The following is a 17,250-nucleotide window of genomic DNA, read 5'->3' on the forward strand; positions in this document are numbered from 1 at the left end:
TTTTTTCGACAAAATACACCTAGGATTATACCAGCTATTTCTTTTTTAGTCAACGATAAATGTTTTTGACAGGAGCAGGGAATAATAAACTAGTCTAGAAGATGTATAGCAGGAGTTATCAATAGTTGTGATTTATGAGCTGTGTGCTATGAGCTATGGGCCAATTTAAATTCAAAACTTATAATATAAGAGTTAGGTTTTAGATTTGAAGATTTTGAATTAACTCACGGCACATGACTCAAAACACACAACCAGTATCACGAAAGTGACACAATATATCAATATTATTTAATCGTAAATTGTCCATTGTCAATTATCAGTTTGATATAAGTGGGAGTTGATAGATATGTTTGAGTTAAGTTCTGAATTAAAGTTATCTCTTAAAGATTATAATCGGAAGTTACAACGGAAGTATCAAGATGAATCTAATTTGACTGAAATAGAGTTGAAGAAATTAATTACTGAGTATTTAGGAGAATTTGAGCAAGTTACTAGTTTAAAAGATAAAGAACTTAAAGAGTGGACAAGTAAGGGAGCTATTATAGGAGTCGATGGGTCAGTTAATACTACTGGTAAAGTTTATCCTCATTATATTACTTTATTACAGGCGTTAGCTAAGAGTTCAACTAATCAAGGGGAAGTTATCCAACATGAAATTTTTAGCCCTTTGGTGGAAGAAGATAAAGAGAAGATCTTTAAGAAGATGAGCAAAGAAGAGAGTGAGAATGCTCAAGAAGCTGCTGGTAAAATCAGAACTTCTTTGTTGGCTGCTTTAGAAGTCAAGGTAGCTTATGAGAGTATTAAGCGTTTTAATCCTCAGTTAATAATGATGGATGGTTCTTTAATTAGATACTGCTATCAAGCAGAAGATTTATGGCAGGAACTAGTTGATTTAGCAATAGCAGAGAATGTCTTATTAGTAGGAGTAATTGAAGAAATAGCAACTCATCAATTAAGTAAAGAATTAAAGTCAAAGTCGCAGCTACCTATTCAAATGAAAGATATGTATGATAGGGAGTTATTATTTGGTTTATTGGAACAAGGCCAAGTTTTAAAGTTTAATTCGGAAATAGATTTCAAACCAGGTCTAGAAACAGTATTTTTAAGGCCATCTCGTGATCCAGGGGTAGTAGGAATTGATATGCTAGATCAGCAGAAAGATAGATTAGATTTTATGGTTCAATTAGTCCATTCTTTAACTCCAGAAGGAGGGAGAGGAATTCCATTATGGTTAGATATAGTCGATAATGAAGTTCGAATTACAGATCAGATGATGGAGTTTCTATTAGAGAATTATTTAGACCCAGCTCTCAAACAGAGGTTATTTCATTCTAAACGGGCTGATCGGATTTTTTAGTCTACTTTAACTGTAAACTAATAACTAGGAGGTATAAGATATGCAGGTAGTAGGTTTAACTAATCAACAGGAAGTACATGTAGCCTCTAAAGAACATAAATTTAGAATTAATGAAATGCTAAAGATACTAGATGATTCTTTAGATCAACCTTTAGGAGAGGTAGTAGAGACTCAATCCTATAATCGTTATATTCCTTTGTCAGTTGATAATAGTTTTGTTGATCAAGGGGTGATTGAATCTTTAAAAAGTATAGGTTATAATATTTCTGAAGATGAGATTAATATTGCTAAGGTTAGATTATTAGAAGAAGCCCCTTACCCTATTCGGACTGGGGTATTAGTAGAGACTCCTCATTTTAGTGAAGTAAAAGATTTATTGGTCAAGGAAGAACCAGAAGATAGTTTAGTATTAGGAGTCATTAAAGGGACAGAAGAGTTGGCAAAGGAGATGGATGAGAATCTACAGGACATTGCTCCACTGTTAGAGGGAGATGAGATTATTAAACAGCAGGGAGTACCTTTTAATTTTAAGTTAAAGGCTATGCATCAGTATCCTCATATTGGAATTATTGGAGGTTCTGGTTCAGGTAAGTCTTTTGGAATGAGAGTTATTTTAGAAGAGATGATGAAGTTAGAAATTCCAACTATTGTTTTTGATCCTCATTTTGAAATGGATTTTAGTGATCCATATCCAGGGTTGAGCTCAGAACAACAGACTGATTTTGATGATAGATTTGTTCAGTATCAGATTGGTTATGATGTGGGAGTTAATTTTGCTGATTTATCGACTAAAGATTTAACTGATCTGTTAGAGGCATCTGACACATTAACTAATTCTATGGTTAATGCTGTTCAAAAACTCCATCAGAAACGAGATAGTCTACTTAGTTTTAAGGGTAGATTTCAAGATCTGCAACAAGCCCAAGAGTTAGGTAGAAAGAGAATTGAACGTGATCTAAAGAATGGAGCCCTAAAAGGTACTCAAAAAGAAGAATATCAAAATTATAAAGAGTTATTAGATGCTTATGGTGATCTGCCAGCTAGTTCAATCAATGGCTTAAGTTGGAGATTAGGTCGGCTAGAAAGGGAAGGTTTATTCAGTCATAGTATAGATAAGATAGAAACTGCTATTCGTAGCAGAAAACAGGTAGTTATCCAAGGGCCAATCTGGCTGTTACAGGTCTTTGCTACATATGTATTAGGTGCTCTTTATCGTAAACGACGTAGTTATAAAGATGCCCAGTATCGCCAAGAAGAGGCGGATTACTTCCCTCCTTTTGTAGTAGCAACAGATGAAGCACATAACTTTGCTCCAAAGGGTCAGGATGCACCAGCCAATAAGATTATTAAAGAGATAGCTCAAGAAGGAAGAAAGTATGGTACCTTCTTGATCTTGGCTACACAACGGCCAACTCTGTTAAATGAGACAGTTACAGCTCAGCTCAATACTAAGTTTGTCTTTAGAACAGTCAGGGCTACTGATATTGAGACAATTAAGCAGGAGACTGATTTGACAGCTGAAGAGGCTAAAAGGTTACCTTATTTACGTTCTGGAGATACTTTTGTATCATCAGCTATCTTTGGTCGGACGATGTCGATTAGAATTAGAGTGTCTAAGACTACTAGTCCTCATACTGAAAATCCTTTTGATGAGTTAGAGGCTAAAAGCCAGCAGGAAGACGAAGAACTATATCAAGCAATTATCGATAGCTTACCAATTGATAGTATTAATATTCTGTCTAAACTAGAGGAGATTAATGAGCAGCTAGATGGTACTTTAGACCGTGATAGGTTATTGGAGAAGTTGGAGAAGTTGGCCGATAAAGGTAAGATTAAAGCTAAGGATTCACCATTAGGCGATAAAATTTATCAGTTAGTTGAAGAATAAATAAAAAAATAACAAGGTATAATGGTTTTCAATATTGAATTAATGAATGGAATGTTTATAAGGAGGAATAATATGAAGAAGTTTAAAGAATTTTTTAATTGGAATATTGGATTTAGTCTACGTATTAAATTTATAGTATCTGTTTTATTTTCTCTATTAATTGGACCTATAATTGCCAAAGAGATAAATGGTTTGATTAATTCTTATATTAGTTATGAACAACTACCTATTTTATCTACAATAATTAATGCTGTTGTAGTTACAGCAGTTATTTTATTTTTAACTAATAGATTAATTATTAGCCCAATTAGGGAAATGATTCAGGTAACTCGTCAATTAGCAGAGGGAGACTTGGACACAGAAACTATTGAGGTCAATCGTAATGATGAAGTGGGAGAGTTACAACAGGAAATCAATCTAATGATGACTAATATGAATGATATGTTAAAAGATATAGATCAGACTACTCAGCAGGTTGATAAGATTAGCTCAGACTTGTCTATGGCTTCTGAAGAAACAGGTGAAATGGCTACTCAAGCTGCCAGTGCTATTCAGCAGGTAGCTAGCAGTTCAGAGCGACATGTTAGTTTAATTCAGGATTTAAAGACAGATATTCAAAAAGTTAATGGTGATGTAGATGGTACTAGTCAGATCTCTATTAAAGATATCTCTCAAACTGCTGGTGAAGGAACTGAATTAGTAGATGAAGCTGTAGACACGATGAAAGAAGTTAACCAGCGAATTAATCAATCGGCTGATACAGTAGAGAGATTAAATGATTTCACTAATGAGATTAGTCAGTTTGTTGAGGTTATTACAAATATTGCTGAACAGACTAATTTATTAGCTTTAAATGCTAGTATAGAGGCAGCTCGAGCAGGGGAGCATGGACAAGGTTTTGCAGTAGTAGCAGAAGAGATTAGACAACTTGCTGTTGAATCTAATGAAGCTGCAGAGGATATTGTAGATTTGATTAGTCGGATGAAAGAGCAGTCTAAGAATACAGTAACAGAGATGCGTCAGGGACGTAAGCAAGCAAATACTGGTTTAGAGATTATTAATAGTGCTGATGAGTTATTTATGGATATTAAAGAGCGAGTTAATAAGTTGGCTCAGACTTTAGATAATGTTACTGAGGCAACAGAAGAAATGACTGTTTTTACAGAAGAAGTGTCTGCCTCAGCCCAAGAAGTAACTGGTATTAGTGAGGAACAATCAGCTGAAGCACAACAGACAGCTGCTATTGCTGATAGGCTAGATAGCGTAGTAGATGACTTACATGAATTAGTAGTAAAAGATATAGATCTATATAAATCTTAAGCTAAAGCTTACTCTTGACAAAATTGTTGTTATCTTGTATATTTTTAACTAGGTTTTATATAATAATTGATAAATAGAGATAAAAGCTAAGAAGGAAAGAGTAGATATTCAAATTAGTTACAGAGAACTAGGGGCAACTGAGAACCTAGGCTAGTAAGAATATTGAATATGATTCCTGAGCTATATAGTCGAAATAATTAGTAGGCTATATCGATTAGCTATCGTTAATAGCTTTAAAGTGGTCATCTATATAGGTGACAAATAGGGTGGTACCGCGACCTCTCGCCCCTAGTCAGGGTGAGGGGTCGTTTTGGTTTACAGTTTACGGTGTAGAGTTGATAGTTAAAAGGAGTGAATTGGTATGATATAAGTGGCACTTTGTGCCACGGCTATCAGTCGTGGGCTGAATCAAAGTCAAAGTTATAAATGCAATTAAATCCCTGAAATATGGAATTTATAGGGGGTTAGATTTTGAATGTAATAGTTTTGGATTCCTAGAAGTCCTATGAACTCTTGGTGAAAATCTACTCATCCTTCAGGTTTAAAAGACAAGACCTTTCGTAATACAAATCATTCGCTCAAAGTACATGACTCACGACTGTGTCAATTAAAAAATTGGGAGGAATACAAATGAGTAAAGATACTTTTTATGTTACAACACCAATCTATTATCCAAATGATAAGCTGCATATAGGTCATACATATACAACTACTGCAGCAGATACAATTACTAAATTTAAAGAATTACAAGGCTATGAAACTGAATTTATTACAGGATCTGATGAACATGGCCAAAAGATTCAAAAGAGCGCTCAAGAACATGGTATGGAACCTAAAGAATATGTAGATGGAATTGTAGGTAGTTTTAAGGAGTTATGGACTAAATTAAAGGTTGACTACACAGATTTTGTGCGAACGACTAGTTCAGAACATAAAGCAGATGTACAAAATATCTTTAAAAAAGTCTATGATAAAGGTGATATCTATAAGGATAGTTATGAAGGATATTACTGTACTCCATGTGAAGCTTATTGGAAGGAAAGACAATTAGATGATGATGGTAATTGTCCTGATTGTAATCGTCCAGTAGAATGGATGGAAGAAGAGAGTTATTTCTTTAAGATGTCTAAGTATGAAGAGCAATTATTAGATTTTCTAGAGAATAACCCTAATTTCATTCAACCAGCAAAGAGAAGAAATGAAATGATTAACTTTATTGAAGATGGCTTAGAGGATTTATGTGTCTCTAGAACAACTTTTGATTGGGGAATTCCTGTTCCAATTGATGATGGACATGTAATTTATGTCTGGTTTGATGCTCTAACTAGCTATTTAACAGGTATTAACTGGAGAAGGGATGATGATAAATTTAATAGCTATTGGCCAGCTGATGTTCATATTGTGGGAAAGGATATTTTAAGATTCCATACGATTATTTGGCCTGCTATTTTAATGGCTGCTGAATTACCATTACCTAAACAGGTATTTGGCCATGGATTTTTACTTGTTGAAGGTGGTAAAATGTCTAAATCTAAAGGTAATGTTATTGATCCAGTTAAGTTAATTGATGATTTTGGTGTTGATGCTGTTAGATACTATCTATTACGGGAGATTGCCTTTGGTACAGATGGTTCTTATTCAACTGATTCTTTTATCCAACGAATTAATTCTGATTTAGCTAATGATTTAGGTAATTTATTAAATAGAACAGTAGCTATGGTAGAGAAATACTTTGATGGTCAAGTTCCAGTTGACAAAATAGAGACAGATTATGATTCAGATTTAGAAGAGGTAGCTCAAGACACATTTGCTGCTATCGAAGAGAATATGGAACAACTACAGTTTAGTACTGCTTTAGAGGAATTGTGGGCATTAGTTAGAAGAACTAATAAATATATTGATCAGACTGAACCTTGGGTTTTAGCTAAAGATGATGCTAAGCGTGATGAATTAGGAACAGTATTATATAATTTAATGGATAATTTAAGAAGAATTGCTATTTCATTGGTACCTTTCTTACCAGAAGCCCCAGCTAAGATTTGGGAGCAGATTGGAATTGAAGAAGATTTAGCAGATCAGACTTGGGAGGATGTTAAGACAAAAGGTAGATTAGAAACTGGTACAATAGTTAATAAAGGAGAACCAATCTTTCCACGAATTGATATTGAAGAGTACTATGCTAATTTAGATGAAGAAGATACTGAAACAGTAGATAAAGAAGATAAGGAGGAAGAAAAAATGGAAGAAGAATATATTAGTTTTGATGAATTTGGTCAATTAGATTTAAGAGTTGCAGAAGTTTTAGAAGTAGAAAAGATTGAAGGTAGTGATAAGTTACTTAAGGTACAAGTAGAATTAGGAGCAGATAAGAGACAATTAGTAGCTGGTATTTCTAAGCACTATGAACCAGAAGAATTAGAAGATAAAAAGGTAGTTATGATAGCAAATATGGAACCAGCAACAATTTTTGGTGTTAAATCTAATGGAATGATTTTAGCTGCTTCTAATGATGAAGGAGACTTAACAGTAACTACTGTAGATCGTGATATCAATAGCGGTGCAAAGGTTAAGTAATTTGAATTAGATAATTTATAATGAGGTGGTAGAATGCTAGTAGACACTCATGCTCATCTTGATTTTCCTAGATTTGATAATGATCGAGATAAAGTAATTCAAGATGCTTATCGGTTAGGAGTTAAGCAAGTTATTAATGTAGGAGCTGACATGGAATCTAGTCGTAATTCAGTAGAACTAGCCAAAGAATATAACTTTATTTCAGCTAGTGTAGGTGTTCATCCTCATGAGGCTAAAAGCTTTACAGATGAAGATTACCAAGAATTAAAGAAATTAGCTAGTCAAAGTGAGGTAGTTGCTATTGGTGAGATGGGGCTAGATTATCATTATGATAACTCACCTCGACAGAAGCAGCAAGAAGTATTTAGAAAGCAACTACAGTTAGCTAAAGAGGTTGATCTACCAGTTGTAATTCATAGTCGAGAGGCAAGAGAAGATACACTTGAAATTTTAAAAGAAGAAGCTAAAGGTTCAGAAGGTGTATTACATTGTTTTGGTTATGATTTAGAAGTAGCACGTGAAGTCATTGATTTAGGATTTTATGTAGCTTTAGGAGGAGTACTAACCTTTGGTAGTGCTCAAGAGTTGAGAATGACAGTACCTAATTTATCTTTAGATAGAGTATTAATAGAGACAGATGCCCCCTATTTAACTCCTGAGCCACATCGTGGGGAGCGTAATGAACCAAAGTATGTTAAGGAAGTAGCTAAGAAGATAGCTGAACTGAAGAATACTAGCTTAGAAAAAGTAGCAGAACAGACTACGAACAATGCAAAAGAATTGTTTGAGTTAGATTAACAAAATGGTGCTAGCTGTTTTTAAGCAGCTAGTATCTTATTTTTATAGAGCTATGAGTACTGAGCTGTAAGCTATGATCTAATTTAAAATCAAACTATAAAATATTCAGTTAAAACAAGATTTAATAAGAGTAGGTTTTAACTGTAAAGGTTTTGAGTTTGCTCATAACATACGACTTAAGACTCATAGCTAAAACTAAGAAAGGGTGATAAAACATGACTATTACTTATCAATTAGGGGATAAATTATATATTAATTTAACTAATCGATGTAGTAATGATTGCAAATTTTGTGTTAGACGTATTAAAGATGGAGTTGGAGACTATAATTTATGGCTTGCTGAGGAACCAACTGCATCAGAAGTAATAGAAGAAATAGTTAATGCCGGTCAGTATCAAGAAATTGTATTTTGTGGTTATGGAGAACCATTAATGAGAGTTGATACTATAGTAGAGATTAGTCAGTATCTGAAGAATAATTATCCTGAAGTACCAATTAGAATTAATACTAATGGGCAAGCTAATTTGATTCATAAAGAGAATGTGTTACCTAATTTAGCGAAAGTAGTTGATACTATATCTGTTAGTTTAAATGCCTCTAATGCTTCTAAATATCAAGAGGTTTGCCAATCAGACTTTGGAAAAGACTCTTTTCAAGCAGTAATTGACTTTATTAAGCAGGCTAATAATTTAATTCCTAAAGTTGTTGTTTCAGTAGTCGATACTTCTGATATTGATGTAGATGCTTGTAGAAAATTAGCTATCAAGTTAGGAGTTGAATTTCGAATACGCTAATCTTCCAATTGGTTCCGAAAAAATAAGAAAAGTTTAAAAAATAAGGAGGAATTTTTTATTATCCCTAGAAAGAATAATATAACAGATGCAATAGTTGCACTTATAAGGTTATTTTAGATTTTATCTATTATATTAAAAAGATTACTTTTTAATATAAATTTATGTTTTCAACATGTCTTATATATGTTATAATAAAATAAATAAGATTATAGTAATAATAAGTAGCTGCAACTCAATTGTTGCAGATTAAAATTTAATGGTGCAACCGTTTGCATAGGTTGTTATAGGCTTAGATAGTCTCCTCAATAATTTTATAATTACATAAGATGAGGAATCTGATTTATCATTCTAAATTTTAAAATTTGAGGAGGGAACTATCAATGAAAAAAGGTCTTACTGTTGCATTAATTGCTGTTTTGGCTTTATCTTTATTAGTAGTTGGATGTAGTTCTAATAAAGAGGCTACATCAGATAAGAAGGATAAAGGTTCTGAAAGTAAAACAGTGGCTCTGGATAAAAGAGAAGTGCCTAAAAAAGTGACACTTAAGTTCTGGGAGAAAGAAAAGGTAAAATTTGATGAGGAGACAATGACTCCTTTAATTAAGAAGTTTGAGAAGAAATATCCTAATATTAAAGTTGAACGAACTCATATGGGAATTGAAGATTTAAGAAAGAATACGCAGACTGCTTATATGGGGGGGAAAGGACCAGATGTAGTATGGAGTCCTTTTGATCACATTGGTCCATTCTCTGCAATGGGAATTGCTCAACCATTAGATGAGCTAATGAGTGATGATTTAAAGAATCGATATATTGATTCTGCCCTACCAGGTATGAAATTAAAAGGCAAAACTTATGGAGTACCAGTTACTATGGGTAATCACTTAATGTTATATTATAATAAGGATCTAGTTGATCATGCTCCTAAAACTTGGGATGAATTAATTAAGATAGCTAAGAAAGCAACTAAGGATACAACTGGTAATGGAAAGACTGATCAATATGGTTTAGTATACAACTTAACTGAACCATTCTGGTGGGTTACATTCCATGGTGGATTTGATGGTTGGGTCTTTGATAAGAATGAAGAGAATCCAACTTTAGATACAGAACCAACTAAGAAAGCTATGCAGTTTGCTCATGACTTAAAGTTTAAGCATGAGATTGTACCTAAAGAAGCTGATTATAATGTAGCTAACAGTCTATTTAAGAAAGGAAAATCTGCTTTCATTATTAATGGAGTTTGGTCTTTAAACAGCTATATGAAAAATGATAAGATTGATGCTGGAGTAGCTGTTTTACCAAAGTTTAAAGAAACTGGTAAGTATGCTCAGCCAATGACTAGTGGTGCTGGTTTAATTATGGTAAATGGCTTATCAGAAGCTAAAAAAATTGCTGCAATGAAATTTATTAAGTTTATGACTAATGAAGAAGCTCAAAAGACAATTGTTGATCATCATAAACGATTACCAAGTAATAAGAAAGTTTATAATTTACCAGTCATCAAGAATGATCCAGTCATGAAAGTTTCTGGGGAACAGTTGAGAAAAGGTAAACCAATGCCTGTGGTTCCAGAAATGAGAGCTATTTGGGATGCTATTCGACCAGTCTTACAAAGTGTTATGGCTGGTGACTTAGCTCCTGCTCAAGCTCCTGCTAAAATTCAAAAGACTGCTGAAAAGAAAATTAAAGAGATGCAATAATAAAGTCATAAAAGATGAAAGATGGGGCGAGTTTTCCCCATCTTTTTATCAAGATAGTAGAGGGGGAAGTTAGATGAGTACTAAAGCTCAAGAGACTGTAGACGAATCTAGTTTACTTGATTTTTCTTTAAAAGAATTTTGGGAAAGAAATAAATTTGCTTATTTAATGTTATTGCCTGCTTTTATTGCAGTGTTGTTTGTAATTATTTATCCATTTTTCTATAATTTAAGACTTGCTTTTTCTGGTTTGAATATGTATAGCATGCGAGAGTTTATTAGTAGTGGAACTTTAGATTATATTGGATTTAAGAATTTTATTGAGGTGGTAACTACAAGTGATTTTTGGACTGTATTTGCAAGAACAATAGTTTGGACTGGTGTCAATGTTATTTGTCACGTAGGATTTGGTATTTTTCTTGCAATTTTATTAGATAGAGATATGAAGTTTAAAGGAATCTATCGTACTTTATTAGTTATCCCTTGGGCTATTCCACAATATATTGTAATTTTAGTCTGGAGAGGTATGTTTAATTACCGGTTTGGCGCTATTAACTTAGTATTGAATAAAATAGGAATTGATTCTATAGCTTGGTTGAGTGACCCTACAACTGGCTTTTTAGCTGCAATTATAGTTAATGTCTGGTTAGGAATTCCTTTTATGATGATGATTGCTTTAGGTGGATTACAGAGTATTGATCCTAATTATTATGAGGCAGCTGAGATTGATGGAGCTAGTAGTTGGCAGCAAGTAAAGAATATTACTCTTCCTTTACTAAAACCTGTTATGATTCCAGCAGTTATTCTTGGTGTTGTCTGGACATTTAAGAACTTAAAGGTAATATTTATGTTAACTAATGAAACATTGACTGGTAAAGTAGATATCTTAGTAACTTATGTTTATAAAGCTGCCTTTAGTTACTATCGTTATGGTTATGCTGCAGCGTTCTCATTTGTAATCTTTATAATTTTATTAATTTGGACTATAATCTTTATCGACCATATAGGTGAAGAATAGGAGGAATTCAGATGTCAGTTAGTAAGGATAGTAAATTAAAAAGAACTATAATCCACCTTGTATTATTAGTTTCAGTAGGACTTGCTCTATATCCAGCTTTACGAGTGTTTGGAATATCTTTGCGACCTAGTAGTGCACTTCATACTAGTGATATAGGGATTATTCCTGATAATGCAACTTTTGAAGCTTATAAGACTATATTATTTGAAAAGCCCTTCTTAACATGGCTTAAAAATAGTTTAGTTGTTACTCTATTTACAGTAGCAATAGGAGTATCTCTAGCTACTACTGCTGGTTATGTTTTCGCTCGGCGTAAGTTTCCAGGACGAAAAGCAGGTTTGACTTTCTTTTTAGTAACTCAGATGTTTCCGGCTACTATGTTAATTTTACCGATGTATCTATTACTATCTCAATTTGGATTGACTTCTCAGGATGTAGTTGTTCCACTTATTGGATTGTCTAAAGCTCATATAGCCTTAATAATTATGTATTCTACGACTGCATTACCACTTTGTGTCTGGCAGATGAAGGGTTATTATGATACAATTCCAGATAGTTTAGAAGAAGCTGCTTTAGTTGATGGTTTAAATGAATTTCAAGCCTTTTATAAGATTGTTTTACCACTAGCTAAGCCGGCTTTAGTTATTACAGCTTTATTCTCCTTTATGACTGCTTGGAATGAATTTATGGTAGCTAGAGTTGTAATGACTGATAACAAATTATATACTCTACCAGTTGGTCTACAAAATTTAGCATCCCAATTTAATACTCAATGGGCCAACTTTGCTGCTGCCTCAGTACTAATTATGATTCCAGTAATGGCTATCTTCTTAATTTTATCCCGTTACTTGGTTGGCGGTTTAACATTAGGTGGAGTAAAAGGATAAGAGATATACTAAGTCATAGACACTTTGTCTATGGCTTTTTTCTTTGTCTAGCTATTGATTTAATTAGTTTGTTCAATTATAGTAAATAGATGTAGTGTGAATGAAATAACATCTTGATATATCTTAAAAATCTAATTATGTACTGGGTTAAAAAATAAAACTAAGTATTTTAATAAATAAATGGAAGGAAGATAGTTATGCCAACAATTAAAGATGTAGCTCAGAAAGCAGGAGTTTCGCCTTCAACAGTTTCACGAGTAATCAATAATCATCCTCGAATCAGTCAGGATACTAGAGACAAAGTCTTAGAGTCGATGGATGACATTGGATATCATCCTAACGTTATAGCTCAAAATTTAGTTAATCAACAGACTAATACTCTAGGCTTGGTAATGCCTTATTCTACTGAAGAGGCCTTTGCTGATCCTTTTTATGCTGAAGTATTAAGAGGTATTGGTTCTATGGCTCAAAAAAATGGTTATAGTTTATTATTAATTACTAGTGATGAAGAAAAAGGAGAATTAGAAGCAGTTCTTAGAGCAGTTAAGGGAAAGCAGATAGATGGATTATTACTATTAAGGGCTAAAAAAGATGATCAGGTAATTAAAAAGCTTGATGAAATGAATTTTCCTTTTGTAATAGTAGGTAGGCCAGAAAAGGAAGATAATTATTACTGGGTTAATAATAATAATATTCAGTCTAGTAAAGAATTGGTTGAATATATGATAGAATTAGGGCATAATAAGATTGGGGTATTTATTGGTAGTGAAGAATATATTGTTGATCGAGATCGGCTAGAGGGATATAAACTAGCTTTACAAGAACAAGGTATTGATTATAATCAAGATTATGTAGTACAAATTGAAGGGGGTAATAAATCATCAGCTTATCAGGCTACTAAAAAAATACTTGAGTCTCATCCTGAATTAACAGCTATATATGGAATTGATGATAGAATAGCTTATGGAGCAATTAAGGCAATTAAAGAATTAGATTTAGAAATACCTCAGGATATATCTGTAGTAGGTTTTAATAATAATCCCTTATCAGAGTTAATCAGTCCCCCTTTAACTACTGTTGATATTAATACCTATCAGTTAGGTAATCAAGCTACTAAATTATTAATTGAGGTAATTAATGAAGAAATAACAGATTATTATAATTCCATAGTACCTACAGATATGATTATCAGAGATTCCTGTGGTGGAAAAAATGACTAAAGAATGGTGATAAAAATGATTAAAGAAGTAATTGTAGTTGAAGGTAGAGATGATGTTGATGCAGTAAAACGTGCTGTTGATGCTGAAGTAATTGTGACAGGTGGTTTTTCTTTAGGTTCAGAAGTAATAGACAGGATCAAGTTGGCTCAAGAACGTAAAGGAGTTATTATTTTTACTGATCCTGATCATGCTGGAGCAATGATTAGAAAGCGAATTAAAGAACAAGTATCTGGTTGTAAGGATGCTTATCTAGCTCAAGCTGATGCTATTGAAAAGGATGATATTGGAATAGAGAATGCACCTCCTAGAGCTATTAAAGAAGCTTTGCATAAGGCTCAAGTACAACAGGAGACTAAAAGAGAAGAATTTACTAAGCAAGATTTAGCACAGCTAGGTCTATTAGGTACTCCTCAAGCTAAGATGAAGCGCAGAGCGGTAGGAAAAAACTTAGGAATTGGTTATGCTAATGGAAAGCAGTTTGTTAAGCGATTAAATCACTATGGAATTAGTCCACGAGAGTTAGTAGAGGCAGTTGAGGAAGTAATTGGAGGGAATAATAATGGAGATATCTAGTCCAAGTCAAACAAAGGAAATTTTAAGAGAATATAATTTGAATTTAAAGAAGAGTTTAGGGCAGAATTTTTTAGTCGATGGTAATATATTAAGAAATATTGTCAGAGTAGCTGATTTGACTAAAGAGCATACTGTAGTAGAAATTGGCCCAGGAATTGGTTCATTAACAGAGCAGTTAGCTGATGAAGCAGGACATGTTATGGCAGTTGAATTAGATGATAGGTTGATTCCTGTATTAAATGATACGTTAGATGGATATAATAATGTGGAGATTATTCATGATGATGCTTTAGAAGTTGATTTTGATAATTTGGCTGGAGAAGATTATAAAGTAGTAGCTAACCTACCTTATTATATCACTACTCCTATTGTAATGAGACTATTAGAAGAAGACTTTGCTGTTGATGAAATAGTAGTTATGGTACAGAAAGAAGTAGCAGAGAGAATGGTAGCTAGTCCAGAGGATGGAAAAGATTATGGAGTCTTATCTATTGGAGTGCAGTATCATACAGAGGCTAGTATAGCTTTTGAGGTGCCACCAAATGTCTTTATTCCTCAGCCTAGAGTTGACTCAGCAGTAGTATCACTTAAAGTAAGAGAAGAGGCTAAGGCAGATGTTTTAGATGAGGAATTCTTCTTTAAGGTGGTACGGGCTGCTTTTCAGCAACGAAGAAAGACAATTAGAAATGCTTTAAGTAAAGCAGCTAATATCAATTTAAGTCGTGATTTAGTAGATCAAGCTTTAGATGAAGTAGGAATTGATTCTCGAAGAAGAGGGGAGAAGTTAAATATAGAACAGTTTGCTCAATTAAGTGATACTATCTACCAATTAAAGTTCAATTAAAATAATTTTTGAAATAAGGATAGCTATTGACATATTTATCTTTTTCTGATATAATTAAATTTCTTGCAAAAAAGTTGAAGGTGTGTTATAATATATTGTGACTCCAATGAAACGAAAGGGGACTCTAATGGGGGACAATAATATTTTGAGACAAATTAAATCTGACCTTGATTCTTTTGTAGGTGAGGAAGTTACATTAAAGGCCAATCAAGGACGAAGAAAGATTATCCAACGCGAAGGTGTATTAGAGAGCACATACCCTAAAGTTTTTGTAGTTAGAGTAGAAGGTAGTCAGACTCCTCAGAGAATGTCTTATAGTTATGCTGATGTACTTACGGAAACGGTTGAAGTAGAGATTAAAGAAAATGAAATGAAGATAGGCTGTATTACTGTTTAAAAAGAACTCCTCAACTGTGAGGAGTTCTTTTTTTATTCCTTCTTTCACGAAATCAGTTAGTAAGTGAATATATTAAAACAAGTGAAAGGGGGGATAATGATGAGTAATATCAAAGATATCATAGATAAATATAAGCAAGAAATATTCTCATTAGATAATGTAGTAGGAGTGGGTCATGGTTATAAGGAAGTCAATGGTCAACAGACAGAAGAGGATTGTATTGTAGTATTAGTAGAAGAGAAACTAACAGCTGATGAGTTAAATGATGAACATATCGTACCTCAAAATATAGAAGAAAAAAAGACAGATGTTATCGAAGTAGGTAAGGTAGAATTATTAGGAACTAGTGATCAGGTTAGAACAACTAAATTAAGACCAGCTCAGCCTGGAGTTAGTATTGGCCATTATAAGATTACTGCTGGTACTTTTGGAGCAGTAGTTAAAGATAGCAAGACTGGAGAGCCACTAATTTTATCAAATAATCATGTCTTAGCTAATATTACAAATGGTCAAGATGGGAAGGCTCAAATTGGAGATAAAATTTTACAACCTGGTAGTTATGATGGTGGAGAAGAGGATGATGTAATTGGTCATTTAGAAAGATTTATACCGCTTTATGATAGCAAACCACCTCGCTGTCCTATAATGTCTGGTTTTAGGCGACTTATAAAGGGTTTTGGTAATTTGTTTAATGTGCCTTATGAGATGCAACCTATGGCTGTAGAGAATAAAGTAGATTGTGCAGTAGCTAAACCTAAATCCCCTGATTTAATTAAACCTGAAATTCTAGGTATTGGAGAAGTGGTAGGTACTACTAAACCTCAATTGGGTATGTTAGTTAAGAAGAGTGGCCGTACTAGTGGTCTAACTAAAGCTAAGATTAAAGCTGTAAATGCTACTATAGAAGTCCAATTAACTGCTTCTCAGTCAGCTATCTTTACTGACCAGATTATAACTGAGCCTTTTTCGCAACCAGGAGATAGTGGTGCTTTAGTAGTTGATAAGCAAAACAAAGCAGTTGGTCTCTTATTTGCAGGTTCAAATAAGAGCACTATTTGTAATAAGATCAATAATGTTTTAAATACTTTACAAGTAGAGCTTTAATTTATACAAGACTACCATAAGTTACATTATTCTGTAGCCGATGTCCTATGGTATAATGAGTTCAAAGAGAATTAATAATATTAGCAGGAGGCTACAGATGGACTTAACTAGACTAATAAGTATAGTATTGGTTGTAATACTAATTCTGCCAGTGTTCACTATGGGTGGTACAGAGATAGCTTATGCTTCGGAAGGAGCAGACTGGGGTAATGGTTTTTTTAACATACTACGAGAATTATTAAATTTGTTATTTTTTGGTGCTTTTGAAGATGAAGAAACTAGTTCTGATACCAGCAGTAATGGTTCAACAGATTCGACACCAGAATCTCAAGTAGATACTGAAACTGATTGGAAGACGAGAAAGGTTACTTCTTTATCTCAAGATGAAAGAAAGATGCTAGAGTTTGTTAATCAGGCTAGAACTAAACAGGGGTTAGAACCATTAAAGACTGACTATCGTTTAGTAAAGGTTGCTCGGGCCAAAAGCCGAGATATGATTAAGGAGAATTATTTTAGTCATGATTCCCCAAATTATGGATCACCTTTTGATATGATGAAAGAGTTAAATATTGATTATTATTTAGCAGGTGAGAATATAGCAGGAGCTTCAGAGGTAAAGTTGGCCCATGATAGATTGATGGCTAGCAAAGGACATAGAAAAAACATTCTACATTCTGAATTTACTCATATTGGGATTGGAATTATTGATGGTGGTCCATATGGTAAGATGTATACCCAAGAATTTGCTGATTTAGAAAATTAAATAGGTTGCATTA

At 33.5% G+C, this 17,250-nt stretch carries 15 protein-coding genes and 1 other annotated feature; all 15 genes read left to right on the forward strand.

Going from position 1 to position 17,250, the window contains the following annotated elements; all coding sequences use genetic code 11:
- Positions 1-346: 346 nt before the first annotated feature.
- The 15 genes from ACYQ39_RS08380 to ACYQ39_RS08450 all read left to right on the forward strand — a co-directional run bounded on the left by ACYQ39_RS08380 (position 347) and on the right by ACYQ39_RS08450 (position 17,237).
- The gene (locus tag ACYQ39_RS08380) at positions 347-1,357 is read left to right on the forward strand and encodes a DNA double-strand break repair nuclease NurA (protein WP_459842069.1); all 1,011 of its coding nucleotides are present in this window, start codon (positions 347-349) and stop codon (positions 1,355-1,357) included.
- A 40-nt stretch (positions 1,358-1,397) separates the two neighbouring features.
- Positions 1,398-3,245: an ATP-binding protein gene (locus ACYQ39_RS08385; protein ID WP_459842071.1), complete on the forward strand. Its 1,848-nt coding sequence runs from the start codon at positions 1,398-1,400 to the stop codon at positions 3,243-3,245.
- Between the two features lie 72 nt (positions 3,246-3,317).
- Entirely contained in the window at positions 3,318-4,565 is a 1,248-nt protein-coding gene (locus ACYQ39_RS08390) for a methyl-accepting chemotaxis protein (protein ID WP_459842073.1), read from the forward strand.
- 79 nt (positions 4,566-4,644) lie between these two features.
- Positions 4,645-4,858: a binding site (T-box leader), on the forward strand.
- Between the two features lie 337 nt (positions 4,859-5,195).
- A complete protein-coding gene (gene metG, locus ACYQ39_RS08395) occupies positions 5,196-7,139 on the forward strand; it encodes a methionine--tRNA ligase (RefSeq protein ID WP_459842075.1) in 1,944 nt (647 codons plus the stop codon).
- Positions 7,140-7,172: 33 nt separating this feature from the next.
- Positions 7,173-7,937 carry a TatD family hydrolase gene (locus tag ACYQ39_RS08400; RefSeq protein WP_459842077.1) on the forward strand — a complete coding sequence of 255 codons (765 nt, stop codon included), beginning with the start codon at positions 7,173-7,175 and terminating at the stop codon, positions 7,935-7,937.
- Between the two features lie 215 nt (positions 7,938-8,152).
- The gene (locus ACYQ39_RS08405; RefSeq protein ID WP_459842078.1) at positions 8,153-8,731 is read left to right on the forward strand and encodes a TatD family nuclease-associated radical SAM protein; all 579 of its coding nucleotides are present in this window, start codon (positions 8,153-8,155) and stop codon (positions 8,729-8,731) included.
- 380 nt (positions 8,732-9,111) lie between these two features.
- Positions 9,112-10,434, forward strand: a complete 1,323-nt coding sequence (locus ACYQ39_RS08410) for an extracellular solute-binding protein (protein WP_459842080.1) — start codon at positions 9,112-9,114, stop codon at positions 10,432-10,434.
- Between the two features lie 73 nt (positions 10,435-10,507).
- Complete coding sequence (locus ACYQ39_RS08415; protein WP_459842082.1) at positions 10,508-11,449, forward strand: carbohydrate ABC transporter permease; 942 nt, start codon at positions 10,508-10,510, stop codon at positions 11,447-11,449.
- Between the two features lie 11 nt (positions 11,450-11,460).
- Positions 11,461-12,336, forward strand: a complete 876-nt coding sequence (locus ACYQ39_RS08420; protein ID WP_459842084.1) for a sugar ABC transporter permease — start codon at positions 11,461-11,463, stop codon at positions 12,334-12,336.
- Between the two features lie 197 nt (positions 12,337-12,533).
- Complete coding sequence (locus ACYQ39_RS08425; RefSeq protein ID WP_459842086.1) at positions 12,534-13,556, forward strand: LacI family DNA-binding transcriptional regulator; 1,023 nt, start codon at positions 12,534-12,536, stop codon at positions 13,554-13,556.
- A gap of 15 nt (positions 13,557-13,571) precedes the next feature.
- Positions 13,572-14,129, forward strand: a complete 558-nt coding sequence (gene rnmV / locus ACYQ39_RS08430) for a ribonuclease M5 (protein WP_459842088.1) — start codon at positions 13,572-13,574, stop codon at positions 14,127-14,129.
- Positions 14,116-14,973, forward strand: a complete 858-nt coding sequence (rsmA, locus tag ACYQ39_RS08435) for a 16S rRNA (adenine(1518)-N(6)/adenine(1519)-N(6))-dimethyltransferase RsmA (RefSeq protein ID WP_459842089.1) — start codon at positions 14,116-14,118, stop codon at positions 14,971-14,973. Before rnmV ends, rsmA begins: the two co-directional genes overlap by 14 nt.
- A gap of 127 nt (positions 14,974-15,100) precedes the next feature.
- On the forward strand, positions 15,101-15,370 hold the full coding sequence (locus ACYQ39_RS08440) for a Veg family protein (protein ID WP_459842091.1): 270 nt from the start codon (positions 15,101-15,103) through the stop codon (positions 15,368-15,370).
- Positions 15,371-15,469: 99 nt separating this feature from the next.
- Positions 15,470-16,474 carry a chymotrypsin family serine protease gene (locus ACYQ39_RS08445; protein ID WP_459842093.1) on the forward strand — a complete coding sequence of 335 codons (1,005 nt, stop codon included), beginning with the start codon at positions 15,470-15,472 and terminating at the stop codon, positions 16,472-16,474.
- Positions 16,475-16,571: 97 nt separating this feature from the next.
- The gene (locus ACYQ39_RS08450) at positions 16,572-17,237 is read left to right on the forward strand and encodes a CAP domain-containing protein (protein WP_459842095.1); all 666 of its coding nucleotides are present in this window, start codon (positions 16,572-16,574) and stop codon (positions 17,235-17,237) included.
- Positions 17,238-17,250 lie beyond the last annotated feature (13 nt).

It is taken from the genome of Halanaerocella petrolearia (assembly GCF_054657875.1).